The following is a 23789-nucleotide window of genomic DNA, read 5'->3' as shown; positions in this document are numbered from 1 at the left end:
GACCGCTCCTCCTTCCTAGAATTCCAGATCGTCATCTTTGATGAACTTGTTGCATACCGTAAATACAAGAACTACGCACAGACACAAAATGATACCGATCGCTGCGCCGTAACCTGCGTTACGCTCTGTCACCGCATTACCGGCGCCGAAGATCTGCATGTACATGTACTGTACCGGCACGATGGTGGAACGGTTGGCTGTAACGGACGAAAACAGCTGGGACCAGACGAAGAACGCCGCCGTACTTACGGTCCACATTGTGATATTTGTCTTAAATACACCCTTCAGAAGCGGCAGTGTCATGAAGCGGAACTGCTGCGGCTTGTTGGCGCCGTCAATGGTGGCTGCCTCATACAGATCCGGGCTGATTCTTTCGATACCGCTCATCCAGATAAGCATATGATACCCGATCATACCGAAGCAGTAAGCAAGCAGCAGCGCCCAGAATACATTTTCCGGGGCGGTCCACTGTGTCTCAGCAAGCTTATGCAGTCCGAGTGCGTCGAGCACACTTTTCAGAAGACCGAACTTCGGGCTGTATACGTACTGAAGCCACATTGTGGCAAGCGCAACGGCACTTACGATATTCGGCAGATAGATAATGGCTCTGAAAAATTTCTTTCCTCTGATACCGCTCGTAAGGATGACACCAAAGAGCAGTGAGACGATCATTACGATGATGCCGCCGATAAGCCATATCTTTACAATATTTGTCATGGCCGTCTTAAAAATCGCTGTAGTAAAAAGCTTCTGGTAATTCTGTACCCCTACGAATGTCCATAAGTCCATGGTGTCTGTCACGGCTTCGATCTTATACAGACTCATCATTACTGTACGGACGATCGGATACAGGAATACAATGAGAAATATAATGACGGCCGGTGCGAGGAACCCCACGATCATTCCTTTATTTTTCTTCATCAGACAACCTCCTTGTCTTAAAAAATATGGTGGCGGCGTATGACGCCATGCCACCATATATATATTACCTATTTACTTCTGTTCTTGTCAACTGCGCACAGACTATTGTCCTGATGCGTCCTTGCAAGATTTGATAAATTCATCTGCTGTCATGCTTCCTGCCATCAGTTTCACAACGTTTTCGTTGAGGACCGGTGTGAGGTCTCCGTTGTTTTCTGCTCCAACAGCCCAGTCATAGTATGTTGTTGTAGCATCAAAGCCTGGTTTTACTTCTGTCAGTTCTTCCGGCCATGCATCTGAGTTAGCCTGGTCTGCCGGGATACAGAGTGCGTCGGTTGTCATCTGCTTGTCAGCATCGCCTGCTGTGATATAAGTAATGAGCTCGAACGCTTCTTTTGTCATCTTGGAATCTTTGTTGATAGCCATTACCTGGTTTGCAATGTTGTTTGCAGTGCTGTCATCTTTTCCGTCCTTAACAGCCGGGTAGTTGAAGTATCCCCATGTCAGGTCGTCTGCTACTTCTACCTTGTCTTCGCCTTCTGCGTTCTCTCCAACTTTGATCTCATTCGGCAGCCATGAACCGCACAGAATGATCGCAGCTTCACCAGGAGCAAATTCCTGATTCTGTCCTGCAGGGTAGATGTTGGAAGCTATGTTCTTGGAGAAGTATCCTTTTGCTGCGAAATCTTCGATGTCTTTTGCAGCCTGAACTACTTTCTCGTCATCCCATGTTACTTTGTCGATATCGCCTGATTCAACCTTGTCTGCAACAGCCGGGTCTCCAACGAGAGCCTTCACGCCGTCCTGTCCAAGGTAACGTCCAAGATGATATCCCATGAAAGATGTCATATATGTAGTATCGCCTGTGATCGGTGTAACACCGGCATCTTTTAATTTGGCACAAGCTGCGTCTAACTCTTCCCATGTTGTAGGAACTGCTTCGATACCAGCTTTGTCAAACAATGTCTTGTTGTAGAAGAACCCGAAGATCGACGGCTGATAAGGAATGGAGTGCAGTGTCTCGTCACCGTCGTTGTTCTGTGCATATGCGTTGCGGGCGATCTTGTACAATGTCTCGTTGCCGTGCTCAGCTTCAAAGTCTTTTGCAAGGTCTTCCAGGTCAAGCAGATATTTTCCCCAGGAACCATTTACACGGTTAACATCTTCGTCAAACAGGTCGATCTGCTGTTTTGCGTCCAGCGCCGGCTGCAGACCTTCACGCTGTCCGTTACGGCCTTTAAACTGTACATCAACTTCTACGCCTGTATCTTTTGTGTACTTTTCAATTGCGGATTTGATCACCTTAGCCTGCGGCTCTCCTTCACTCCACATTGCCCAGTAAACAAGTTTCTTTCCGCCTTTGTCTCCCCCATCGCCGTCAGACTTCTTTCCACAGCCGACAACCATGGCAGCGATCATTGTTACGCACAATAATACGCTTAAAACTCTTTTTTTCATAATACTTTACCTCCTATAAAGATTACTTTGTATCTGAGTTCATTGTATTACAAACATGCACAAAAATCTTTGTCCTAAAATCCTCTTAATTTGCACTATCTGCATTTTTGTTTTGATTTTTCACAAAACAAGAGGTATAATATTAGTAAGAATAGACAAAATTCTACATCATTTATTTTACAAAACAGACAAAACAGGGGGATTATTATGGGATATAACGGAGTTGTGCTGAAAGACTCTATAACCATCGGTAAAATTTACAGTATCCACTACTTTGAATATATGAGTGATTTTTCATTTGAGGGGGAGTCTCATGACTTCTGGGAATTTATCTGCGTGGACAAAGGTGAGGTCGGCGTGACGGGAGGAAGCTCCTTCACAGTGCTGAAGAAAGGTGATGTGGCTTTCCACCAGCCGAATGAATTTCACAATGTAAAGGCGACCGGCGACTCTGCACCGAATCTCGTTGTAGTGTCTTTTCAATGCCGCAGCGAGGCCATGCGCTTTTTTAAGAAACGCATTCTGAGGATCGACGAGACCGAGCGCAACCTGCTCGCTTCTATCATAATTGAAGCCCGCCGGTGCTTTGACTGCCGCCTTGACGACCCTTATCTGCAGAACATGCCGCAGAAGGAGCCTGACATGTTCGGGGCGGAACAGCTCATCCGGCTTTTTGTGGAGCAGTTTCTCATACATATAATAAGAAGATATTCCAATCCGATCATCTTCAACAAGAAACTTCCCAAGACCGCGCCGCAGAAGACGACAAAGAACAGAAGCGACAACGAGATATTTAACCGCGTCGTCGATTATCTCGAGAGCAATATCGGTTCCCATGTCACCATTGACCAGATCTGCCGCGACAACCTGATCGGGCGTTCGCAGCTGCAGAAGATTTTTAAGGAGAGGAGTTCTCTTGGCATCATTGAGTATTTTTCTCAGATGAAAATAGATGCAGCCAAGGAAATGATCCGGACAAACCGCATGAACTTTACACAGGTCTCCGAACACCTTGGCTACACTTCTATTCATTATTTTTCAAGACAGTTCAAGAAGGTCACAGGAATGACGCCGTCCGAGTACGCCTCCTCTATAAAGGCGATGGCCGAAGGCAGCTTCTAGACCGGGCTGCTGCCGGCGATCACTGCATTGCCGAAGTATTCCGGCAGATGAAAGCTCGGCACGTCCGTCTCTATCATGGACCAGGAGGCATAATGCTCGATCTCGGCCGCCTCTGAAATTTTGTAAAAGTTGCATGTAAATGTGCTTCCGGCCTCCAGACAGAGGGGGCCGTATATATGTTCCAGAACAGAGAGGGGAATGTAAAGCGCCGCGCTCCACCGGTCCTTTTCTATCTGTGCGCTGCACGCAAACTCCTCATGTTCTTCTCTGGTAAAGTAGGTGCGGTATATGCGTTCTTTCCCGTATGCCGCCAGCAGGGCTCCGTTTGCGTTCACCTCAAAATTCAGATACGTCGGCTGGATGTTCCTCTCCCGCTCAGATTCAAATTGAAAAAAGGCTTCCATGGCGCTGTCTCGGTATACAGGTGCATTGATTTCCGTATATTTCCGAAGGGGATCTGTTTCCTCACATACCATCTTCAGACAGAACCCGCTGTCCGGTATGAATCCGAGATATCCGTATGTTACCGGCGCCGTCTTTGTTCCCCATAGTTTATTGTCCACCTTAAAAGGGGACAATGTTTCCAACTCTTTCGCACTCTGAATCACTTTGACTTCCATAGACTTCATAGACATAGACAATCCTGCAGCTCCTTTTCCATATACATATTCAATTGTTCATATTTACATGCTGTTTCTCTGTATTAAATGTAGCAGACCGCATTATGAAAAACAAGATTGTACAAATGATATGACACAAATGTGCAAAAAAAACAGACGATCGTGCTATTGTAATCTTACCTGTTATTCCATATACTCAAATATAAATAGAGCGCGCACGGTCACTGTCGTTCTGCGCGCCTTGAATCAGGGAGGTTAATTATGTCTAAAACAAAGGGCAGAGTCACTCTGCCAAGTGAGTCTCATTTCTTAAAGGAAACCCGGGAGATGCTCGACCGCTGGGGGGCCGACGCACTGCGCGACAGCGACGGGACAAAATTAGATGACGAGATCAAATCTTTAGATGCAAAAATATATACAACATACTTTGTCGCAAGAGGCCACAATGAATTTGCCGAAAAACATATGGATGAATGCCAGCAGATGCTGCTCATGTCCAAACACAACCTTGCGTTAGACACTACGGTAACGATCGATTTCCTGGACGGATATTTCCGCGAGCAGGTACAGGCCGATTATGTCCACGACCCGAAAAAATGGTGGGAGGTCATTGACCGCACAACGCAGGAGATCGTTCCGTTAGACAGCTGGTCTGTCGATACGGACAGGCATCTTGTGACTGTCACAGACGCGGTCCCGTTCCACGAGTATACGGTATCTTTCTTTGTGTATGCCATCTGGGATCCGACGCAGATGTACAATCACATCACGAACAACTGGGGGGACAAGCCGCACGACATACCGTTTGATGTACGCCAGCCCGCCTCCGGCGCATTCGCCAGAGATTATCTGAAGAAGTGGCTTGCAGACAATCCGGATACGGATGTGGTGAGATTTACCACCTTTTTCTATCATTTTACGCTCGTCTTCAATGCCGATGCCAAAGAGAAGTTTGTAGACTGGTTTGGCTACGGGGCGACCGTCTCCATCCGCGCGCTGGAAGAATTTGAACAGGAATACGGTTATGCGCTGCGCCCGGAGGACATTGTGGACAATGGATATTACAACACTACCTTCCGCGTTCCCACAAAGGCTTACCGGGATTATATGGAATTTATCCAGAAGTTTGTTGCCAGAAAGGCGAAGGAACTCGTCGACCTCGTGCATGACGCCGGCAGGGAAGCCATGATGTTCCTCGGTGACAACTGGATCGGAACTGAGCCTTACGGACCGTATTTTGAAAGCATCGGTCTGGACGCCGTAGTGGGAAGTGTCGGCGGCGGCGCGACGCTGCGCCTTATCTCCGATATCCCGGGAGTAAAATATACAGAAGGACGTTTTCTTCCTTACTTCTTCCCGGATACCTTCTACGAGGGGAACGACCCGTGCGTGGAAGCCATCGACAACTGGCTCAGCGCAAGACGCGCGCTTATGAGAAACCCGGTAGACAGGATCGGTTACGGCGGTTATCTGAGCCTTGCCTACAAGTTCCCGAAATTTGTCGATTACATCGAAAAGGTCACAGATGAGTTCAGGCTTATCTATGACAATGTAAAAGGAAAGAAACCTTACTGCGGACTTAAAGTCGCAATACTTAACTCGTGGGGAGGCTTGCGTTCCTGGCAGTCTTACATGGTCGCCCATGCCCTCTGGTACAAGCAGACTTACTCTTACTTCGGTATTCTGGAGTCCTTAAGCGGCGCTGCCGTGGACGTGGTGTTCATGAGCTTTGACGATATAAGGAACAACGGCATTCCAAAGGACATTGACGTCATCATCAACGCAGGCGATGCGGGAACTGCATTCTCCGGCGGAGAAGAATGGCTCGACGAGAAGCTTATCACTACCGTGCGCAGATGGATACACGAAGGCGGCGGATTTGTGGGCGTCGGCGACCCGTCGGCAGTTCACCGCGGCGGGCGCTTCTTCCAGCTTGCCGATGTGCTCGGCGTGGACAAGGAACTCGGCTTCACCCTCTCCACGGACAAATATTTCAAAGACGCGCTGGATACACATTTTATCACGGAAGACAGAACCGGCTGTTTTGATTTCGGAGAAAGCAGACACGATATCTATGCGCTGTCCGCCTCCACCGAGATCATCGAATACTCAGACAATGAGGTGCATCTTGCCGCCAACGCTTACGGCAGCGGCAGAGGGGTGTACATCGCGGGGCTTCCCTACAGCTATGAGAATACCCGCCTCCTCATGCGGGTGCTGTATTTTGCCGCGCACAAAGAGGAAAGCTTCCTCAGATGGTATGCCGACAACGTCAACTGTGAAGTGAATGCATATCCGGAGAGCGGAAAATATGCGATCCTCAACAATTCAAACGAAGAACAGACGACCAATTTCTATGACGGAGAAGGCACATGTGAAAAGCTTACGCTCAGACCGTGCGAAATTCTCTGGAGATAAACAGTAAGACACCTGAGGCGGTACGGCTGTATGCCATCCTGCCTCAGGTGTCTGCTTATATGCTTATATAATTATCTTCTGGCGCGGAACATGGCTGCCAGTACATCTACGATATCATCTATCCCGAGCCTGCTTACATTGAACAGCATCTGATGGGACTCTATACTGCCCCATGTCCGGCCGGTATGTGCCTCATAATATAGCTTCCGCTCTTTATCTGTCTTTTTCATCTTATCCTGCGCCTGCTTTTCATTCAGATTATAGATCTTCATGACGCGGCGCATCCTGTCTTCCTTGTCCGCATAGATAAACGCATTGATACAGTTGAAATCAAGTTCCAGGATATGGTCCGCGCAGCGTCCTACCATAATGCACGGGCTTCTCTCTGCCAGTCTCCTGATGATGTCCGACTGTGTCTGGTATACCTGGTCGCTTAAAGGCTCCGTGGCCTCTCCGCTGGCGAACGTAGTATACTCGCCCATGTTCACCACATACGCCGACAGGAATTTTCCAAGAATAGTCTCATCTACTGTCTCTGCCGTCTCATGGCTGATGCCCAGTTCTTTGGCCGCCATCTGGATCAGGTTCCGGTCATAGAGCGGTATGTCCAGGCGCTCTGCCAGCCGGTTGCCGATTTCGTGTCCGCCACTGCCAAACTGTCTCCCGATCGTGATAATTGTGTTCTTCTTCATACTAACCCTCTCCTCGCCTTATGCTCGACTCCGGTTCCTTTTGTTATATGGTTATTATAACTCTTTTTCAGAGCGTTGTGTACTCATACTTTAAGAAAGCGCAAAAAACCTCCGCTGCGTCTGCAGCGGAGGTCATATACTGTCTGTTCTTGATTACTCCTGAACATATGGCATGATCGCGATATGTCTTGCTCTCTTTATAGCAACCGTAAGAGCTCTCTGATGCTTTGCACAGTTTCCTGTGATTCTTCTTGGAAGGATCTTTCCTCTTTCAGAGATATATTTTCTTAACTTTGCTACATCTTTGTAATCTATTTCGTTATTCTCTTTACCACAGAATACACATACTTTTTTTCTTCTGCGTCCGCCGCCTCTTCTTTTGAAGCCGCCTTCCGGACGATTTCCTTTATCGTAAGCCATAGCTATTCTCCTTTCTGAAAATGAATTTTCTATTGCTTTCGCTTAATTAAACGGTAATTCTTCATCTATTCCATCCGGAATGTTCATGAAGCCGTCACCAGCGTCTGACACCGGTGCCGGTGCTGGAGCCGCCTGATGGAAACTTCCTGCGTTGGCATCGCTTGCAGCCTTGCTTTCAGCAAATTCCTGCTCCTCCACAACAACCTCTGTCGTGTATACTTTGACGCCGTCTTTGTTTGTATAGCTTCCTGTCTGGATACGTCCGCTGATCGTAACCTTAAGTCCCTGACGGTAATACTTTTCAGTGTGCTCTGCCTGCTTTCCGAATGCAACACATGAGATAAAATCGGCAGTAGCCTCTCCGTCTCTCTTGAATCTGCGGTCAACAGCCAGCGTATATCTCGCGATCGCCAGCGGGTTTTCACCCTGTGAGTACCTTACTTCCGGGTCTCTCGTTAAGCGTCCCATCAAAATTACTTTATTCATATTTATACCTCTTCTTCCTGCTTATGCCTCTTGTTTCACGCATAAATATCTGAGCACGTTGTCCATTATGCGGATTCTCTGTTCGATCTCGCCTGGAACCTCTGCTGCAGACTCGAAGTGGATGAAATAGTAATATGCTTCTTTCATCTTCTGAATCTCGTAAGCTAATCTCTTCTTACCCCATTCATCGACGTCTGTCACACTGCCGCCGAAACGTTCAACTAAAGCTTTCACTTTTTCGACAACCTGTGCTCTTTCGTCATCTTCGATCTTTGCACTGACAACAACAGCTAATTCATATTTGTTCATGTCGTCTTCGCACCTCCTTCTGGTCTTTTGGCCCCCGCTCATTGGTGGGAGCAAGGATATCCGCCGCCGTATGCGTGCGGACATTTAATGTATCACGATTTAATATGATAGCATAAAATGATGCTTGTTTCAAGCTTTTTTCCTTAAATCCTTTGTATTTTTTTCCACTAATTTGCGGGCGATCATGATCTGGTGTCCGCATCCGAGACACTTGAGACGGAAGTCCGCCCCAACGCGGAGTATCTCCCATTCCCTGCTGCCGCACGGATGCTTCTTCTTCATCGTGACAATATCTCCTATTTCATACGTAAAATCCATCATCAATCCTCCAGTATTACTTCCTTTTTCTTTACGCCGCAGACGATCAGGCGGTTGTCATCACTTTCCGCCGTGCAGGTGGACAAGGTGACTATCATATCCTCCCCTTTTACATCCACCTTTGTGTCGTAAAGCCCTGCTTCCTTTATGATCTGAACAACTTCTTCAAACTGAGCTTCCGAACCAAAGGAAGTCATGTACGCTTTGGAGTCATCTCCTACTTTGCTGACCGAAAAGATCTGGTACGTTATCTCTCTTCTGTCCGGGGTGTATATATAGAAATACGGATTTTCTCTGTAGAAGGACTCATCCTCATAATCCCACAGATGGCGGAACATGGAGCCGTCTTTCATCCTGTGGCCGTATATGATGGAATTCTTGTCCGCAAAATCGGCTCTGTTATCTACATTCAGGAATATCGTGCCGAGTGTATTGTCATTTGCCTTGAATGTCTTGTGCAGATACTCCTGGTTATCTTTGCCCTGCACTAACGGATAATTGATGATCGACGGCTCCGGATGAAAGCGGAGCCAGCCGATCGTGTCAGGATTCAGTTTCATGAGTTCATCAAAATCTACCCGGAACTTATCCTTATCATCCGGATTTTTTACCGCCAGACTGGCGATCTCTTTATATTCACCCCGCCCGTCCATGTACCCTTTTACGATCTTTATGAGCTGGAAGGCTGAGATGCAGAATACAACGGCCGCCACGGCCAGCACTATATTCGTCACGAGGCTGTTCTTTGCCCTTTTCTTCCTTCTTCCTCTGTGGTGCTTTGTGCTCTTCTTATCAGTACCCATCTGTTATTTCCCCTGTTTCTTTTCTATTTATGTTCCATGATCTCTACGATCGTCTTCTCTGTCTCCACCATGCCCGGCGACGCGATGAGCCCCATATGCCGCATCGTATCCTCCGGTGTCTTTCCGTTTATCCCGTGTATGTTATCTATGCATACATTTTCCATCGCCATGTCCGCCGCCCGGAACGCCGCGTCAACGGCCACGATTCCTTTCATGGCGCATCCCTGGTTTCCGCCGTCGCAGATCATGCCGGTCAGTCCGCTGGCCATATTCTGTATGACCATTGCGATCTGTTCTTCTGATGCATTTCTCATAAATGCCAGACCGCACGCCATGCCTGTGCCCGCGGCTATACCGCACCCGCAGAACGCCGACAGCTTCCCGGAATACTCTTTGATGTACATCGTGATGAGATAACTCAGAGCGGTGGCGCGAAGCAGGATGTCGTCGTCCACGACCTCATAATTCACTTCATAAAACGCAAACAGCGGCATGGTCGCAATGATCCCGTGGGCTCCGCTCCCTGTTATGCTCATGGCCGGCCGGGCCAGTCCGAGCACTCTGGCCTCGATCGCGCCGTTGCAGAGCAGCTGCGCGGTCTTCCTCGCATCGTCCGAGATGATCCTGCTTTCATTCTCCTTCAGCAGGTGATGTACGATCTTCGTCTTCGACGACTGGATCCCTTCTTCCAGAAGGTCCATGTTCATCGTGAATGCATCCCTTATAAAGCTGATTTCTTCTTCCTTCACAGACTTGACATATTTAAGGATCCCGTGGAGTGTATACTTGTGTATAAGAGGCGTCTCCTCACCGGATGTCTGTTCTTTCGCATCCGTCTCTCCGGCGCTGAAGATCACGTTCCCGTTTTTCTCTATGCATGTGATATCCGTATGGCCTCCCCGGATGTGGACTGTACATTCATCCTGGTCGGTCAGGACGGAAGCGTCTATCGTTATTTCAGAACCAATGTGGTCCAGGACGGCCTCTACCCTTCCTTCTTCCACCAGCTTTGCGGCACGCGCGTCATCTTCTTCTGTTATGTGTTCGAGCGACTGGAGTCCAAGTGACGCGTCCGCAGCCACTGCTCCAAGCGCAGCGGCGTACAGGTTTCCGAAATGGCCGGAGTTCGGTATGCCGCACGTAAATGCATTTTTGTACATTCCGGAGTTCAGCGCCACCCGTACACGGCAGACTTCTCCCTTTGTATGTTCCCTCGCCCTGGCAACCGCAAAGGCGATAGCTCCGGGTTCCGTTACCCCGAGTGCCGGCTTCATATCTTCTCTGATAAGTATTGTAAGTTCCTGCATGCCTTCTCCTCCTTTTGCCGCTTTGCCTCATTATAACATTCTAAAGACAGCTACTCAATTATTTTATATATTTTTAATGGTGAGTTTATTGACTTTACGGCCAGACAGCGTATGATGCTTAATTAGGAAGGTGATTTGATTTGAAAGAAAAGTTTATCCGTTTTATGTCCGGCAGATACGGCATTGATTCATTTGGAAAATTTACTTTGATACTCGGTGTCGCAGCGCTTATACTGTCCGGCTGGTTTGACAGTTTTATATTTTCCGTTCTCGCGTGGGTGTGCGTCATTTACTCTTATTTCCGTATATTTTCCCGGAATGTCTATAAGAGAGCCGCAGAAAACCAGACGTGGCTGAATAAGACATACAAGGTACGCAGCTGGTTCGCCCGGCAGAAAAACTCTGCGTCCCAGCGGAAGGTGTATCATATCTATAAGTGCCCTTCATGCAGACAGAAGATACGGATACCGAAAGGGAAGGGGAAAATAGAAGTCCGCTGCCCGAAATGCAGCACAACATTTATCAAGAACAGTTAAGATATAACGAAGGAGGGGTGATCGATATGCTGGAATACCTCGTACTATATGAAAGCCGGTCCGGCAACACGAAAAAATTGGCTGCCGCTATATTTTCCAATCTGCCCGGCAATTCCAAAGACCTCATCGATATTACGACAGATAAATCCATACCGGAGGCCAAAGTTTACTTTATCGGCTTCTGGGTAAACCGGGGGACGTGCAGTATGGAAGTGAGCGACTTTATAAGCGATCTCGGCGGAAAGAGCATCGCGTTATTCGGCACATGCGGCATGGGCGACTCCCCGGATTATTACAAAGCAATAGAAAGCAGCGTAAACGCATGGATCGAGAGCGATAACGACTACCTCGGAGCCTTCATCTGCCAGGGGAAAATGCCCCGGAAGGTACGGGAAAAATATGAGGCGATGCGCAATACGGAAAACGAAGCACAGATGAACCTGTACATCCGCAACTTTGACGAGGCGCTGACACATCCGGACAGCCTGGATATAGAACACGCAAAAGTGTTCACCCAGAAATGTCTGAAGAAACTGAACGAAATGGACAATTGAAAAAGAAGACACAGCCTCCTGGGAGGTGTGTCTTTCTTTTTTCGCCAAATTTTTCAACTGCCATCAGCAATTTCCAGGAAATACCATAGTTTTCCACATTTATTATGCTATTAATCCACAAATTGTGTATAAATAGTGGATACATTTCCAACATCCGAATATTTTTTCAGATATTTCGATTTTATTCGACGTATTCCTCCCTCCGAGGGCGCTTTGCGACGGTTGGGGACGGGGGTTTTCCGATGGTTGGGGACGGGGGTTTTCTCGTTTTCCCCCGTCCCCAATTAAATTCAACGTGTCCCTTTTTCGTTTTTTATCTCTCCGCTTTTGCCGCCGGTCTTTCTCCTGAGGTAGATATCCCCAATTTCCATAGTCTTATCCAGTGCTTTGCACATGTCATATATGGTCAGCAGCGCCACGCTCACTCCGGTCAGCGCCTCCATCTCAACTCCGGTTTTTCCGGTCACCTTCACGGTGCATGTGCAGTGTATCTCTTTTTGTTCCGGATCTTTATCGAAGGTGATCCGGCAGTTTGATATGGGGAGGATGTGGCACATTGGTATAAGATCGGACGTCTTTTTTGCCCCCATTATCCCTGCTGTCGCAGCCACGCCAAGCACATCGCCCTTTTCCGTGCCTCCTGCCTCTATGGCTCGGTAGACGGCTTCGTTTACTTTGATCTTCCCTGCCGCTGTGGCTTCTCTTACTGTATCCTGTTTTTCAGAAATATCAACCATCACAGCCTTCCCGTTTTCGTCAAAATGCGTTAATTTCTCCATACTAAGCCCTCCCTTTACCAATTACTATATATCAACCAAAATAGAACTGTCAAAAAATATCGCTCTGCTTCTTTATTATTATGGCTGCCTTATTCTATTATTCTCTCTTTTTCTTTTCTGACAACAATATATTATCATCAAATTAGATTGACAATTCTCCCCAAAAGGAATACGATAATTATAGTAACTATTATCGTTTTTAAATTAACAAAAAATACAAAGGAGGTATTACATGGAAAACAAGAAATTAACGAACGAAGTTGGCGCTCCGGTCGCGGAAAATGAAAATTCTCTCACTGCCGGCCCGCGCGGACCTGTTGCGCTGCAGGATGTCTGGCTTCTTGAAAAGCTTGCGCATTTTGACCGCGAAGTGATCCCGGAACGGCGGATGCACGCCAAGGGGTGGGGAGCTTACGGAACATTTACGGTGACGCACGATATCACAAAATGGACGAAAGCAAAAGTATTTGAGCCGGGAAAGAAGACAGACGTCTTCGTCCGTTTTTCCACCGTAGCCGGAGAACGCGGGGCTGCAGACGCAGAACGTGATATCCGCGGGGTTGCCTGTAAGTTTTACACAGAAGAGGGCAACTGGGACCTGGTCGGCAATAATACGCCAACTTTTTTCCTGCGGGACGTACATAACTTTCCCGACCTGAACCGGGCAGTCAAGCGCGACCCGCGCACAGGCATGCGCTCCGCGCAGAACAACTGGGATTTCTGGACGCTGCTTCCGGAAACCTTCCACCAGACGACTATCGTCATGTCCGACCGCGGAATTCCCGCCACCTTCCGGCATATGCACTTTTACGGCGAGCATACGTTCAGTTTCTACAACGCCGCCAATGAACGCGTCTGGTGCAAGTTCCATTTCCGTACTGAGCAGGGCATCAAAAATCTGACGGATGAGGAGGCAGCTGAAACAGTAGCCGCAGACCGGGAGAGCCACGGGAGAGACCTGTTTGAGTCCATTGAAAAAGGTGAGTATCCCCGCTGGACAATGTATGTCCAGATCATGACAGAAGAACAGGCCAAACATCATTACGAAAATCCTTTTGACATAACAAAAATCTGGCGCCACAAAGAGTATCCGCTCCATGAGGTAGGCGTACTGGAATTGAACCGCAACCCGGAAAATTATTTTGCAGAGGTGGAGCAGGCTGCCTTTACGCCGGCCCATGTCGTACCCGGCATCGGATTTTCCCCGGACAAGTTCCTGCAGGGCCGCCTGTTTGTATACGGTGATGCACAGCGCTACCGCCTTGGCGTCAATTACAACCATATCCCTGTAAACCAGGCAAAATGTGAAGTACACGACTATCACCGCGACGGATTTATGCGCACAGACGGCAATTATGGCGGCGCGCCGGCCTATTCACCTAACAGCGCCGGGGACTGGGCCGCGCAGCCTGATGTGATGGAGCCGCCGCTCGACCTGTCCGGCGCCCTCTACGCATTTGACCCGAAGGACGATCCCACGGACGACTGTTTCCGGGCCGGAGGAGAGCTGTACCGCCTTATGAGCGAAGAAAAAAAGACATTATTGATAGAAAATACAGCGCGCAATATCGCGCCGGTGACTGACAATGTCAAATACCGCCATGCAGCGCACTGCTGTCTGGCAGATGAGGATTACGGCAGACGCCTGACAGAAGCAATGGGGCTCGACTTTGCGAAGGTAAAGGAACTCTCGGCGCTGTCACACGAAGAGCTGGTAAAAGCCACTTTACATCTATAACAATGATCTTACCGGGGAGACAGGATAAATTCCTGCTCCCCTTTTTTTCTCTTTTTTTGTCTTTACTCTCCCCCCTTCCCCTCCTCCCCTCACTTGACAACTGACAACCCATATTATATTATAAGGTTGTTACTACACGTCGTTAAGGAGAACAATAACCATATGAAAATTTCAAAGAATATACCTGTTTACGCACAGGTCGCATACGATATTGCTTCCCAGATCGCCAACGGAAAGCTGAAAGAAGGGCAGCGTCTTTCAGGACGCACGCTTCTGAGTTCCCAGTACGGAGTCTCCTCTGAGACGATCCGTCGGGCCATGAATCTTCTGGCAAATATGAATGTTGTGGATATTCGGCAGAATGTGGGCGCGGTCATCGCATCGAGGGCGCTTGCCATAGAGTACGTACAGCAGTGCGGAATCGACAACGACCTTAGGGGGCTGAAAGAACAGCTGAAATCACTGACACTTCAGCGCGACCAGCTGAACGGAGAAATCAGCAGTCTCTTTGAAAAAATAATGGCCCTGGAGGAGCGGTTTCAAAACAGCGGCCATCTGAGAACCTACGAGTTTATCATACAGGCAGACAGCAGAGCCGCCGGCAAAACGATCGGGGAGCTTCAGTTCCGTCAGGCGACAGGAGGTACGATAATCGCGGTCCGTGAAAATGGAGACACACAATTTTCACCTGACCCGCAGACCGTGCTTCAGGAAGGCACCATGATCATTGTGGCCTGCAATGCAGCCAATCTCAGTTATGTGTCCGAGTTTGTCCGTTGAATCTTATTCACCATTTGTATCTTTAAGGGAGGACATTAGATATGAAAAAGCTTTTATCTTTATTTGCAGCCTTATCAATAACAGTAATGACATGCGCACCGCCGGTGTCTGCCGCAGACGAAAAGAAGGAGATTGTTTTTGCCGATGTGGGATGGGATTCCATAGAGCTGAACAACGCCATCGCCGGTCTGATCGCAGAGGAGATCTTCGGCTATACATGGTCTGAAGTCCCTGGTTCCACACCGATCACCCATGAAGCACTTATCAACAGTGAGATCGACGTAAATATGGAGGAGTGGACTAACAATATCACTACGTACCAGGAAGACCTTAACGCCGGTAAATTTACCGAATTAGGGATAAACTTTGATGACAATTATCAGGGGCTTTACATCCCCGCATACGTGGCAGAAAAATACCCGGATCTAAAGAACGTAAAGGATCTGGCAAAATACCCGGAACTTTTTGCAGACCCGGAAGATCCGGACAAAGGGGTGATCTACGGCGGGATCCCGGGCTGGGAGGCCACCGAGATCATGCAGAAGAAGATAAACGCTTACGGTCTGGACGAATATTACAACTACGTTGTTCCCGGAAGCACCCCGGCTCTTGATTCCGTTATCACTTCCGCATGGGATAAAAAAGAGCCTTTCGTGGCCTATTACTGGGAACCCACGTGGCTGATGGGAAAATACGATCTCGTGCTTCTTGAAGACAGCCCTTACGACGCCGCCACTTATAAGGACGGCATCGGCGCCTGCCCTGCGGTCACCGTAACGATAGCAGTAAGTAATGATTTCGCGCAGTCCAACCCGGAATTTTGTGATTTCCTGTCCAAATATCACACCGGCTCCCAGCTGATCAGTGAAGGACTTGCCTATATGCAGGACAACAAAGCCGATCACTCAGAGGCCGCCAGGTGGCTGCTTACGCAGCATCCCGAATTAGCAGAAGAATGGCTTACTCCCGACCAGGAAAAGACACTGGCCGCCAGCCTCGGGGCAGGAAAAGGCAGCGAAAAAACCGACTGGTTCTCTGGATTTCCGCTCGTACATAAGCCCAATACCGATGCCATTGACGGCGCGGTCCGCAGTTTCGCGGTTTCCGCGGCGCCGGTCCTGGAAAAAATCCAGTCGCTGCTCGGCGGAATGGTAAACGGTTTTAAATGGCTTCTGGAACATATACCGTGGTTTTTATTTTTGATCCTCGTCTTTCTGGCCGGATGGCGTGTACGGCGGAAACTCCAAAGCGGAATTTTATACGCAGTGATCCTGTGCCTTGTGGGCGTTGTCGGCTTTTGGGATGAAATGATCCTGACGCTCTCCATCGTACTTGCCAGTGTTGTACTTGCCTTGCTGTTCGGTCTCCCTGTCGGTATACTCATTTCCAATTCGCCAAGGGCCAACCGCATCGTACGTCCAATTCTGGATACGATGCAGACCATGCCTGTGTTTGTATATCTGATTCCTGCACTGCTTCTGTTCGGCCTCGGAAATGCGTCGGCAGTCATCGCAACCGTCATCTATGCCATTGTGCCCGTGATCCGCCTGACCAGCCTCGGCATACGCCAGGTAGACACGGAAGTCGTGGAAGCGGCGCGCTCCTTCGGTTCTACCAGATGGCAGACATTATTTAAAGTACAGATACCTCAGGCGATCCCTACGATAATGACTGGTGTAAACCAGACACTCATGATGGCTATGGCCATGGTAGTGACCTGCTCCATGATCGGAGCCCGCGGTCTCGGAATGGAAGTGCTGAACGCGGTAAACCGTACGGAGATCGGGCGTGGTCTCGTGGCCGGCGGCTGCGTGGTCATTCTGGCCGTAGTGTTAGACCGCCTGACACAGGGATGGTTCGGCAGGGAAAAGAAAGATACAGAGACCCGAAGTGAAGAATAGAAGGAGGATGCTCATATGGAAAGCAAAGATAATGTAATCGAAGTGCAGCACGTCACAAAGCTTTACGGACTCAATAAGCCGGAGGCTGTACATATGATGAAAAACGGCAGCACAAAAAAAGAAGTGCAGAAGAAGACCGGCGTTTCCGTGGCATTGTGGGATATCAACATGAAGATCCCAAGAGGGCAGATATTCGTCATAATCGGACTGTCCGGCTCTGGTAAATCCACTCTCGTCAGATGCTTTAACCAGCTGAACAAACCTTCTTCCGGCCGGGTATTATTCGAGGGAAAAAACCTCACAGACCTGTCCCAAAAAGAACTCCTTCAATTCCGCCGTGAAAAAATATCCATGGTATTTCAGTCCTTTGGCCTTATGAGCCACCGGGACGTACTTGGAAATGTGGCTTACGGGCTGGAAGTGAAAGGTATTCCAAGAGCAGAGCGTGAGAAAACAGCCATGGAAGTCATATCAATGGTAGGACTCAACGGCTGGGAGCACGAGTCGTGCGCAAGCCTGTCGGGAGGCATGCGGCAGCGTGTGGGCATCGCCCGCGCTCTGGCAAACGACCCGGACGTGCTTTTGATGGATGAACCCTTTTCTGCGCTGGACCCGCTGGTACGTCAGGATATGCAGTTTGAACTCCTGCAGATCCAGCGAAAACTGAAAAAAACAGTCATTTTTATCACCCATGATATTGATGAAGCCTTCAAGCTCGGTGATATCGTAGCCATTATGAAAGACGGAAAGCTCATCCAGACAGATACGCCCGAGCAGATGAGCGAGCATCCGGCTGATGAATACGTAGAAGCATTTATCAACAATGCCGACAAATCCCGCGTACTGAGCGTACACAATATCATGATAACGCCAAAGGCCCTGATACGGGAGGATGACGGCGCAGAACACGCCATCCGCGTGATGAAAAAAAATGAGTTGTCAACGGTGTATGTCGTAGACGCAGATCTTCATCTGGCCGGTATTCTCACTATCGCAGACGCACTTGATGCCAAAAAGAACAATCTCTCCATCAAACATGTCATCCACCGGGATATCCCAACGGCGGACACAGACGCGCTCGTGGGCGACATCATGGGACTGGCGGCCGAGGCTCCATATCCGATCGCAGCCATCGGAAAGGACGGCCAGTTAAAAGGAATCGTCACAAAAGCCAAAGTGCTCTCCTCCCTGACATGATATCAGGCCCAAGACCATGACTGCCTGTCGTCATATATCACGGTCAAAATAAGAGGGATACATACAGCGGGATCTGCTCTCCCGCTGCATGTGTCCCTTCTATTACTTAATACTAGTCATGCTTTTCGTTTCTGTCAAGCGCATTTATTCTCTCCATCTCTTCTTCTGATAACTCAAAATGAAACAGATCAAGATTTTCCCGAATATGATTGGGATTGCCGGAACCAGGGATCACAGCAGCTTTGTTATGACAAAATATCTTCCCTCGGGACTTCCGAGTCGCGTACAGCCCTCCCGACAGCTTCCTCATTGTGATACATATATGCCGTATCAATGAGCCGTCCGCCGGCTTCAAGCAATACGGTAACGGAATCATAACATTCTTCATCAGAAAGACTGTAGGTGCCAAGCCCCATAACCGGCATCTCATAACCGCTGTTGAGCATTACCTTACGATTCTCCAGGTCAAAAGAATAAGCTTTGCCCGTATTTGCAGACACGATCTTCATTTCATCCAGCCACGCTTCAACGTCTTCCCGTGAAGCGCCGGCCGCAAAACGCCTGCCCTCAAGTCATTTACTGTTTGAAGCGAGCGGATGAAGATCCGTATCACTTGAACCGAGCCCGCTGCTGTGAGAGGTACAAAATGGTAAAATAGTTTTTCCGGAAAAATCATAGCTTTCTAAAAAAGTATTTATAATTCTCGGAGCCTGTCCGTGCCAGATCGGGTAACCAACTATAATGGTATCATACCGCTCCATATGCTCAATACCGCCGGCGATTGCTGGGCGGGCGGAGGAATCCTTCTGCTCACGGTCCGCGCGCCCGTCCGTATCATAAGCAAGGTCCTCCTCTGTATAAGGGTCTTCCGGCACGATCTCATAACTATCTGCATTTAAAATATGTGCTGCATATTGTGCAAGCGATTTTGTTGTCCCTGTGGCAGAAAAGTACGCCACTAAAATATTATCTGCCGCTGGATCCTCATTTTTCATTGTATCTTCTCCATCCTCATTTGCAGTCATTTCATTCTTTGACAAGTCAGTTGTTTGTTGTTCATTTTCATTACCACAGGCGGTCATTGTGAACATAAGAGTGACCATCATAAAAAATACCGTAAATGCTTTTGATCTTTTCATAACTGTTTCTTCTCCTTCGCTCTGCAGCCCGGTGATACCCGGGTCATATATGTTTCAAACATTTAGCAGGCACTCCTCCCGCCACTGTATCTGCCGGAACATCCTTTGTGACGACCGCGCCGGCGGCAACTACCGCATGATCACCGATGGTGACGCCGGGCAATATCGTGGCGTGAGAACCTATCCACACTTTTTCCCCGATCTGTATAGGGGCGGGGAAGCTGTCGGAGCGCTCCGAAGGATCCTGTCCGTGATTGATGGTCGCCATCACCACATGCGATCCGATCAGCGTCCCGTCTCCGATATAGATTCCGCCGTGGTCTTGAAAATGACAGCAGCAGTTGATAAAGACATTTTTTCCGATAAAAATGTTCTTCCCGCACTCTGTATAAAAGGGAGGAAACATTGAAAATGTCTCATCAACAGGCTTCCCTGTCAATTCTGCAAACAATGCGCGCATTTCACCGGGTTCATGACATTGGTTGTTAAGCTCTGCGGTAATCTGCATCGCCTCCTGCGCAAGCTCATGCATGAACTGATGTAAATGCGAGCCGCCTGCGATCGCTCTTCCCTGTCTCATATAATCCAAAAATTCCTGTTTGTCCATATGACCTCCCTATCCTTTTAACAATAAGATTTTTCAAAGATCGCAGCGCAATCTTCATCGGTCATTTCACAAGGGTTCGCCTCAAACAGACCGCCCTGCATGGAGCGGGCGCCTTTTGCCAGTGTCATCGCCTCATCTGCAGAAAAACCAAAGTCACTCATTTTAAGGTCTGCTACGCCGCACGCTTCCTGCAGACGGACAAGCGCTGTGATAAAGTCTTCCGGTCTGTCGGCATGTTTAAGCCCCATAGCCTTTGCCATTTTGATAAACTGTTCATCGCAGACATGTTTTTCAATAAAAAACTCCGCAAAAGCCTTAGAAATCATAATGAGTCCCGCACCGTGAGGAAGTTCGTGGTGGTAAGCGCTCATAGAATGTTCCATACTGTGCTGCGCCGTTGTGGACGTAAGCTGCATCGTAATGCCGGCCATTGTACTGCCGTAGGCAACGTGTTCTCTTGCTTCAAGGTCCCTTCCGTCCTTCACAGCACGGGGCAGATATTTCGCAATGCTCTCAATTGCAGACAAAGCAATTGTTTCACTCAAGATATTGACCCCTTTTGACATCATGACCTCTGTATTGTGGAAAAGAGCGTCAAACCCCTGGTAGGCGGTATATTTCGGCGGCACCGTCAGCATCAGCTCGGGATCGACAATGGCAAGGACGGGAGTAAACGCCGGGCCGCCAAAACCGATTTTTTCATTGGTCTCCAAATTAGAGATGACGCCAAAACCGTTCATTTCCGATCCAGTACCTGAGGTGGTCGCTATTGCCACGACAGGAAGCCCTTTATTTATGATTGGCCGGCATTTGCCGGTACCGCCGCACACATAGTCCCAAAGGACGCCCTCATTTACTGCCATTGCGGATATCGCTGCGGACGAATCGATCACCGCTCCGCCGCCAAGGGCAACGATAAAGTCACAGCCGTTTTCTCTCGCGAAATCCGCGCCTTCCATAATTACTTCTTTCACCGGGTTTTCCATGATTTTTGCGAACACTGCCGCTTCAGCGCCTGCTCTTTTCAGTTCGGCAAGCGTACGGTCAAGATAACCGTTTTCTATCGTGGATCTGCCGTTTGAGATCAGCACGAGCGCTTTTTTGCCGGGCATTGTATGGCTTCCCAGTTCATTTAAAGAGCCTGTGCCGAAGTACAGGTCTGTGGGATTGTTAAAATTGAATTTCATCATAAAATAATTCCTCCTGAAACATATCTTTTTAAAATTTACTGGTCAAATGATAAAGGCAGGCAATCTGCTTCTGCCACAAGCCTGCGCCTCCCTTGTCTTTATTATATGTGCCGGCAGGAGTTATATCTAATACTTATATTTTATACCGTGATATTCTTGACAGGAATAACACGCCTCTATTACAATGGTGCTGTATCATTTAAAGGAGATAGCTGTTATGGAAATCCGGGTTTTACGTTACTTTTTGGAGATCGCAAGAGAAGGAAATATGTCGAGAGCCGCAGAATCACTTCATGTAACACAGCCAACACTGTCAAAGCAGATGAAGGACCTGGAGCAGGAGCTTGGAAAGAAACTGTTCCGCCGCGGCAGCAAAAGCGTCAGTTTAACAGATGAAGGAATGCTTTTACGAAAAAGGGCTGAAGATATTCTGGATATGGTAGACAAAACAGCCGATGAATTTAAGGAACTGGATAATATCACAGGGGGAGAAGTGCATATTGGATGCGCGGAATCCCACCAGATCAAATATCTGGCGAAGGTGATCAAAATATTCAAAGAAAGATATCCGCTCTTCCGTTACCACCTGACAAGCGGAAATACAGAGCAGGTCACTGAACGCTTAGATCGTGGTCTGATAGATTTTGCGGTTATCGTAGAGCCTCCAAATCTTTCCAAATATAATTATCTGGAAGTTCCGGAAGTAAATACATGGGGACTTGTTATGAAAAAGAACGATGCACTTTCCCAAAAAGACAGCATTTGCATCGACGATCTGACGGGCCTTGACCTGATTTGTTCCGCACAGGCAATGCAGGCAGACATTCCGAGATGGTGTGGTGAAAAAGCAGATATGTTGAACCTTTCCGGTACGGTCAATCTTGTATATAACGGTTCTGTCTTTGTAAAGGAAGGGCTGGGATATATGCTGTCCTTTGATAAACTGGCAGATACAGGCAGTGACAGTGAGCTTTGTTTTCGCCCGTTAGAGCCGCCTTTGCATACTAAAATGTATGTGATCTGGAAAAAATATCAGATGTTCACACCGATAACGCAGCTATTGCTGGATGAACTCGTCCGCCATTTGAAATAGGCTTACGAATTCTTTCCTATATGATATTCTCTTTTCAACATTTTCATTGCTGTTCTGGACAGAATATCTACAATGTTAAACCCAAATGCAATGGCAAGACAGGTAGCCAGCAGCACAATGGTCTCGCCTACTGCCATTCCGTAATCACGGCTCACACAGCCGTACATCATATAATATAAGTTAGGTCCTGGAATCAGCGGGAACACAGACGCAGTCAAAAATATAGTGGACGGCGCCTTGTTGATCCTGGACATAATAAATGCGTAAAACGCTACAAAGATAGAGGCGATCAGCGTGGCCACAAAGTTGCTCGGCCAGAAATGGTAGACTACCACATAAATTCCCCATGTAAAAAATGCCCCTATTCCTGAATAAGCCACCTGTCTTCCCCGGATCTTAAACCAAAAAGCAAACCCGATACAGGCAATGGTACAAGATATGAGCTGTATCGTGATATTATGGTTCAGTACATATCCTTCTGCCGATACACCGTCAAGAAGAAGCATGGCAAGTGCTGTGCCAAACGCAATACCTGCCGCCCCCAGCATGGAGTTCATCACATTCAAAAAACCAGATATAAAGTCTCTCTGCAGCACTTCCCGTATTCCATTTGTCGTGCTGAGTCCGCTGATCAAAAGCATAACGATCCCGATCATGATCCTCTCCGGATGACTTCCAAGCCCCAGCCGGACTGCCGCAATAATGATGACTTCAGAAAAAAAGGACAGGATCAGGTTATATGCCAGCAGGTTTTCTTCTCTTTTACTCAGCCAGCCCCCAACAAGAACGATCATAAGCGATACGACCGCGGCGACTGCCGCGTCCGCAAAATTGCAACCGAAGAAAACTGCAAATCCGGTCCCGCCCATGACTGCCGCAAAATACTTTGTATACCACTTCTGTGGAGATCTGCCCATAACCTCCTCAAACTTTTCAAGCAGCTGTTCCGCATCCGGCTTATTTTGGCACACATATCTGGACAGATTGTTCAGGTAATCCAGTCTGTCGAAGTCGATGTCCGTAGTTTCAATATGGCGGACCTGCGTAATAATATCTCCCTCCGGCGTTTCTACCGTGATCTGGATATTGCTCGGTATGGCAAATACATCATATCGTTTAAATCCATAACTCCTGCACATTCGGTACAGGCTGTCCTCCAGTCTGAAATTTTCCGCACCGCAGATCAGCATCTCTTCGCCAATGTCAAGAATTCCCTGCACAAGTTTATTGTAATCCATAACCTTCCCCCTAAAGACTTATCCGCTTATATAATGAAAAATAAATTTCTCAGAAAATTCCCGGCCGCCTGCGCTCAGGCAGTGACCGAGAATTATATAATCGTACCTTATTTACTTTTGCAGAGGCAGTTGATTTTTACCCCCTGCAAGTGTCACTTGTTTA

Annotated in this window: 26 protein-coding genes; 9 read left to right on the top strand and 17 right to left on the bottom strand. The window is 48.2% G+C overall.

Going from position 1 to position 23789, the window contains the following annotated elements; genetic code table 11:
• Positions 1 to 15: 15 nt before the first annotated feature.
• Both LAJLEIBI_RS02970 and LAJLEIBI_RS02965 read right to left on the bottom strand, forming a co-directional pair.
• A complete protein-coding gene (locus LAJLEIBI_RS02970; protein WP_006444759.1) occupies positions 16 to 921 on the bottom strand; it encodes a carbohydrate ABC transporter permease in 906 nt (301 codons plus the stop codon).
• 102 nt (positions 922 to 1023) lie between these two features.
• Positions 1024 to 2379 carry an ABC transporter substrate-binding protein gene (locus LAJLEIBI_RS02965; RefSeq protein ID WP_040435939.1) on the bottom strand — a complete coding sequence of 452 codons (1356 nt, stop codon included), beginning with the start codon at positions 2377 to 2379 and terminating at the stop codon, positions 1024 to 1026.
• Between the two features lie 207 nt (positions 2380 to 2586).
• Here LAJLEIBI_RS02965 and LAJLEIBI_RS02960 point away from each other — a divergent pair, with 207 nt between their 5' ends.
• Positions 2587 to 3501: an AraC family transcriptional regulator gene (locus LAJLEIBI_RS02960; protein WP_006444757.1), complete on the top strand. Its 915-nt coding sequence runs from the start codon at positions 2587 to 2589 to the stop codon at positions 3499 to 3501.
• Here the strand turns inward: LAJLEIBI_RS02960 and LAJLEIBI_RS02955 are convergent.
• Positions 3498 to 4130 (bottom strand): carbohydrate-binding family 9-like protein, encoded by a 633-nt coding sequence (locus LAJLEIBI_RS02955; protein WP_006444756.1) that lies wholly within the window; start codon positions 4128 to 4130, stop codon positions 3498 to 3500. The two genes, LAJLEIBI_RS02960 and LAJLEIBI_RS02955, sit on opposite strands and share 4 nt — an antisense overlap.
• A 252-nt stretch (positions 4131 to 4382) precedes the next feature.
• Between LAJLEIBI_RS02955 and gnpA the strand changes: the two genes are divergently transcribed.
• The gene (gnpA, locus tag LAJLEIBI_RS02950) at positions 4383 to 6539 is read left to right on the top strand and encodes a 1,3-beta-galactosyl-N-acetylhexosamine phosphorylase (RefSeq protein ID WP_006444754.1); all 2157 of its coding nucleotides are present in this window, start codon (positions 4383 to 4385) and stop codon (positions 6537 to 6539) included.
• A 71-nt stretch (positions 6540 to 6610) separates the two neighbouring features.
• Here gnpA and LAJLEIBI_RS02945 read toward each other — a convergent pair whose 3' ends face one another.
• The 7 genes from LAJLEIBI_RS02945 to LAJLEIBI_RS02915 all read right to left on the bottom strand — a co-directional run bounded on the left by LAJLEIBI_RS02945 (position 6611) and on the right by LAJLEIBI_RS02915 (position 10874).
• Complete coding sequence (locus tag LAJLEIBI_RS02945) at positions 6611 to 7231, bottom strand: cytidylate kinase-like family protein (protein WP_006444753.1); 621 nt, start codon at positions 7229 to 7231, stop codon at positions 6611 to 6613.
• 153 nt (positions 7232 to 7384) lie between these two features.
• The gene (rpsR, locus tag LAJLEIBI_RS02940) at positions 7385 to 7651 is read right to left on the bottom strand and encodes a 30S ribosomal protein S18 (protein ID WP_006444751.1); all 267 of its coding nucleotides are present in this window, start codon (positions 7649 to 7651) and stop codon (positions 7385 to 7387) included.
• A gap of 42 nt (positions 7652 to 7693) precedes the next feature.
• The gene (locus LAJLEIBI_RS02935) at positions 7694 to 8137 is read right to left on the bottom strand and encodes a single-stranded DNA-binding protein (RefSeq protein ID WP_006444750.1); all 444 of its coding nucleotides are present in this window, start codon (positions 8135 to 8137) and stop codon (positions 7694 to 7696) included.
• Positions 8138 to 8158: 21 nt separating this feature from the next.
• The gene (rpsF, locus tag LAJLEIBI_RS02930; RefSeq protein ID WP_040435938.1) at positions 8159 to 8446 is read right to left on the bottom strand and encodes a 30S ribosomal protein S6; all 288 of its coding nucleotides are present in this window, start codon (positions 8444 to 8446) and stop codon (positions 8159 to 8161) included.
• A 129-nt stretch (positions 8447 to 8575) separates the two neighbouring features.
• A complete protein-coding gene (locus LAJLEIBI_RS02925; RefSeq protein WP_040435937.1) occupies positions 8576 to 8764 on the bottom strand; it encodes a DUF951 domain-containing protein in 189 nt (62 codons plus the stop codon).
• A 2-nt stretch (positions 8765 to 8766) separates the two neighbouring features.
• Positions 8767 to 9567, bottom strand: a complete 801-nt coding sequence (gene srtB, locus LAJLEIBI_RS02920) for a class B sortase (RefSeq protein ID WP_006444747.1) — start codon at positions 9565 to 9567, stop codon at positions 8767 to 8769.
• 23 nt (positions 9568 to 9590) lie between these two features.
• Positions 9591 to 10874 carry an L-cysteine desulfidase family protein gene (locus LAJLEIBI_RS02915; RefSeq protein WP_006444746.1) on the bottom strand — a complete coding sequence of 428 codons (1284 nt, stop codon included), beginning with the start codon at positions 10872 to 10874 and terminating at the stop codon, positions 9591 to 9593.
• Positions 10875 to 11014: 140 nt separating this feature from the next.
• Here LAJLEIBI_RS02915 and LAJLEIBI_RS02910 point away from each other — a divergent pair, with 140 nt between their 5' ends.
• Together LAJLEIBI_RS02910 and bilS are read left to right on the top strand one after the other, a co-directional pair.
• Positions 11015 to 11410 carry a zinc ribbon domain-containing protein gene (locus tag LAJLEIBI_RS02910; protein ID WP_006444745.1) on the top strand — a complete coding sequence of 132 codons (396 nt, stop codon included), beginning with the start codon at positions 11015 to 11017 and terminating at the stop codon, positions 11408 to 11410.
• The gene (bilS, locus tag LAJLEIBI_RS02905; protein WP_243132959.1) at positions 11380 to 11964 is read left to right on the top strand and encodes a flavodoxin family protein BilS; all 585 of its coding nucleotides are present in this window, start codon (positions 11380 to 11382) and stop codon (positions 11962 to 11964) included. Before LAJLEIBI_RS02910 ends, bilS begins: the two co-directional genes overlap by 31 nt.
• Positions 11965 to 12254: 290 nt before the next feature.
• On the opposite strand, the gene moaC is transcribed toward bilS, so the two are convergent.
• Positions 12255 to 12743 carry a cyclic pyranopterin monophosphate synthase MoaC gene (gene moaC, locus LAJLEIBI_RS02900; RefSeq protein ID WP_006444742.1) on the bottom strand — a complete coding sequence of 163 codons (489 nt, stop codon included), beginning with the start codon at positions 12741 to 12743 and terminating at the stop codon, positions 12255 to 12257.
• Positions 12744 to 12975: 232 nt separating this feature from the next.
• Here moaC and LAJLEIBI_RS02895 point away from each other — a divergent pair, with 232 nt between their 5' ends.
• The 4 genes from LAJLEIBI_RS02895 to LAJLEIBI_RS02880 all read left to right on the top strand — a co-directional run bounded on the left by LAJLEIBI_RS02895 (position 12976) and on the right by LAJLEIBI_RS02880 (position 18359).
• Positions 12976 to 14481: a catalase gene (locus LAJLEIBI_RS02895; protein WP_006444741.1), complete on the top strand. Its 1506-nt coding sequence runs from the start codon at positions 12976 to 12978 to the stop codon at positions 14479 to 14481.
• Positions 14482 to 14643: 162 nt separating this feature from the next.
• Positions 14644 to 15261 (top strand): GntR family transcriptional regulator, encoded by a 618-nt coding sequence (locus tag LAJLEIBI_RS02890; RefSeq protein ID WP_006444740.1) that lies wholly within the window; start codon positions 14644 to 14646, stop codon positions 15259 to 15261.
• 41 nt (positions 15262 to 15302) lie between these two features.
• Entirely contained in the window at positions 15303 to 17162 is a 1860-nt protein-coding gene (locus tag LAJLEIBI_RS02885) for a glycine betaine ABC transporter substrate-binding protein (RefSeq protein WP_006444739.1), read from the top strand.
• Positions 17163 to 17177: 15 nt separating this feature from the next.
• Positions 17178 to 18359 (top strand): quaternary amine ABC transporter ATP-binding protein, encoded by a 1182-nt coding sequence (locus tag LAJLEIBI_RS02880; RefSeq protein WP_006444738.1) that lies wholly within the window; start codon positions 17178 to 17180, stop codon positions 18357 to 18359.
• A gap of 112 nt (positions 18360 to 18471) precedes the next feature.
• On the opposite strand, the gene LAJLEIBI_RS19465 is transcribed toward LAJLEIBI_RS02880, so the two are convergent.
• From LAJLEIBI_RS19465 to LAJLEIBI_RS02860, 5 genes are all read right to left on the bottom strand, one after another.
• Positions 18472 to 18669 (bottom strand): aldo/keto reductase, encoded by a 198-nt coding sequence (locus tag LAJLEIBI_RS19465; RefSeq protein ID WP_242654930.1) that lies wholly within the window; start codon positions 18667 to 18669, stop codon positions 18472 to 18474.
• On the bottom strand, positions 18605 to 18868 hold the full coding sequence (locus LAJLEIBI_RS18300) for an aldo/keto reductase (protein WP_006444736.1): 264 nt from the start codon (positions 18866 to 18868) through the stop codon (positions 18605 to 18607). Before LAJLEIBI_RS18300 ends, LAJLEIBI_RS19465 begins: the two co-directional genes overlap by 65 nt.
• 63 nt (positions 18869 to 18931) lie before the next feature.
• Positions 18932 to 19498 carry a flavodoxin gene (locus LAJLEIBI_RS18295; protein WP_006444735.1) on the bottom strand — a complete coding sequence of 189 codons (567 nt, stop codon included), beginning with the start codon at positions 19496 to 19498 and terminating at the stop codon, positions 18932 to 18934.
• A gap of 43 nt (positions 19499 to 19541) precedes the next feature.
• Positions 19542 to 20105, bottom strand: coding sequence for a DapH/DapD/GlmU-related protein (locus LAJLEIBI_RS02865; protein WP_006444734.1), 564 nt, complete (start codon positions 20103 to 20105; stop codon positions 19542 to 19544).
• Positions 20106 to 20122: 17 nt separating this feature from the next.
• A complete protein-coding gene (locus LAJLEIBI_RS02860) occupies positions 20123 to 21295 on the bottom strand; it encodes an iron-containing alcohol dehydrogenase (protein ID WP_006444733.1) in 1173 nt (390 codons plus the stop codon).
• Positions 21296 to 21512: 217 nt separating this feature from the next.
• Between LAJLEIBI_RS02860 and LAJLEIBI_RS02855 the strand changes: the two genes are divergently transcribed.
• Entirely contained in the window at positions 21513 to 22388 is an 876-nt protein-coding gene (locus LAJLEIBI_RS02855) for a LysR family transcriptional regulator (protein WP_040435934.1), read from the top strand.
• 2 nt (positions 22389 to 22390) lie between these two features.
• Here the strand turns inward: LAJLEIBI_RS02855 and LAJLEIBI_RS02850 are convergent, their stop codons facing one another.
• Positions 22391 to 23626: a threonine/serine exporter family protein gene (locus tag LAJLEIBI_RS02850; RefSeq protein ID WP_006444731.1), complete on the bottom strand. Its 1236-nt coding sequence runs from the start codon at positions 23624 to 23626 to the stop codon at positions 22391 to 22393.
• Positions 23627 to 23789 lie beyond the last annotated feature (163 nt).

This window comes from [Clostridium] hylemonae DSM 15053 (genome assembly GCF_008281175.1).
Classification (GTDB): Bacteria; Bacillota; Clostridia; order Lachnospirales; family Lachnospiraceae; genus Extibacter; species Extibacter hylemonae.
Note: the sequence above shows the minus strand (reverse complement) of the source record. Positions and strands in the feature narration are given on the sequence as shown.

Coding starts and splice junctions, on each gene's coding strand:
- LAJLEIBI_RS02860 (WP_006444733.1), bottom strand. CDS start 21,295: ATGATGAAATTCAATTTTAACAATCCCACAGACCTGTACTTCGGCACA.
- LAJLEIBI_RS02850 (WP_006444731.1), bottom strand. CDS start 23,626: ATGGATTACAATAAACTTGTGCAGGGAATTCTTGACATTGGCGAAGAG.
- LAJLEIBI_RS02935 (WP_006444750.1), bottom strand. CDS start 8,137: ATGAATAAAGTAATTTTGATGGGACGCTTAACGAGAGACCCGGAAGTA.
- bilS (WP_243132959.1), top strand. CDS start 11,380: ATGCAGCACAACATTTATCAAGAACAGTTAAGATATAACGAAGGAGGG.
- LAJLEIBI_RS02965 (WP_040435939.1), bottom strand. CDS start 2,379: ATGAAAAAAAGAGTTTTAAGCGTATTATTGTGCGTAACAATGATCGCT.
- LAJLEIBI_RS02955 (WP_006444756.1), bottom strand. CDS start 4,130: ATGAAGTCTATGGAAGTCAAAGTGATTCAGAGTGCGAAAGAGTTGGAA.
- srtB (WP_006444747.1), bottom strand. CDS start 9,567: ATGGGTACTGATAAGAAGAGCACAAAGCACCACAGAGGAAGAAGGAAG.
- LAJLEIBI_RS02960 (WP_006444757.1), top strand. CDS start 2,587: ATGGGATATAACGGAGTTGTGCTGAAAGACTCTATAACCATCGGTAAA.
- rpsF (WP_040435938.1), bottom strand. CDS start 8,446: ATGAACAAATATGAATTAGCTGTTGTTGTCAGTGCAAAGATCGAAGAT.
- LAJLEIBI_RS19465 (WP_242654930.1), bottom strand. CDS start 18,669: ATGAGGAAGCTGTCGGGAGGGCTGTACGCGACTCGGAAGTCCCGAGGG.
- LAJLEIBI_RS02885 (WP_006444739.1), top strand. CDS start 15,303: ATGAAAAAGCTTTTATCTTTATTTGCAGCCTTATCAATAACAGTAATG.
- LAJLEIBI_RS02925 (WP_040435937.1), bottom strand. CDS start 8,764: ATGGATTTTACGTATGAAATAGGAGATATTGTCACGATGAAGAAGAAG.
- LAJLEIBI_RS18295 (WP_006444735.1), bottom strand. CDS start 19,498: ATGAAAAGATCAAAAGCATTTACGGTATTTTTTATGATGGTCACTCTT.
- LAJLEIBI_RS02915 (WP_006444746.1), bottom strand. CDS start 10,874: ATGCAGGAACTTACAATACTTATCAGAGAAGATATGAAGCCGGCACTC.
- rpsR (WP_006444751.1), bottom strand. CDS start 7,651: ATGGCTTACGATAAAGGAAATCGTCCGGAAGGCGGCTTCAAAAGAAGA.
- gnpA (WP_006444754.1), top strand. CDS start 4,383: ATGTCTAAAACAAAGGGCAGAGTCACTCTGCCAAGTGAGTCTCATTTC.
- LAJLEIBI_RS02865 (WP_006444734.1), bottom strand. CDS start 20,105: ATGGACAAACAGGAATTTTTGGATTATATGAGACAGGGAAGAGCGATC.
- LAJLEIBI_RS02895 (WP_006444741.1), top strand. CDS start 12,976: ATGGAAAACAAGAAATTAACGAACGAAGTTGGCGCTCCGGTCGCGGAA.
- LAJLEIBI_RS02855 (WP_040435934.1), top strand. CDS start 21,513: ATGGAAATCCGGGTTTTACGTTACTTTTTGGAGATCGCAAGAGAAGGA.
- LAJLEIBI_RS02970 (WP_006444759.1), bottom strand. CDS start 921: ATGAAGAAAAATAAAGGAATGATCGTGGGGTTCCTCGCACCGGCCGTC.
- LAJLEIBI_RS02880 (WP_006444738.1), top strand. CDS start 17,178: ATGGAAAGCAAAGATAATGTAATCGAAGTGCAGCACGTCACAAAGCTT.
- LAJLEIBI_RS02945 (WP_006444753.1), bottom strand. CDS start 7,231: ATGAAGAAGAACACAATTATCACGATCGGGAGACAGTTTGGCAGTGGC.
- moaC (WP_006444742.1), bottom strand. CDS start 12,743: ATGGAGAAATTAACGCATTTTGACGAAAACGGGAAGGCTGTGATGGTT.
- LAJLEIBI_RS02890 (WP_006444740.1), top strand. CDS start 14,644: ATGAAAATTTCAAAGAATATACCTGTTTACGCACAGGTCGCATACGAT.
- LAJLEIBI_RS18300 (WP_006444736.1), bottom strand. CDS start 18,868: ATGAAGATCGTGTCTGCAAATACGGGCAAAGCTTATTCTTTTGACCTG.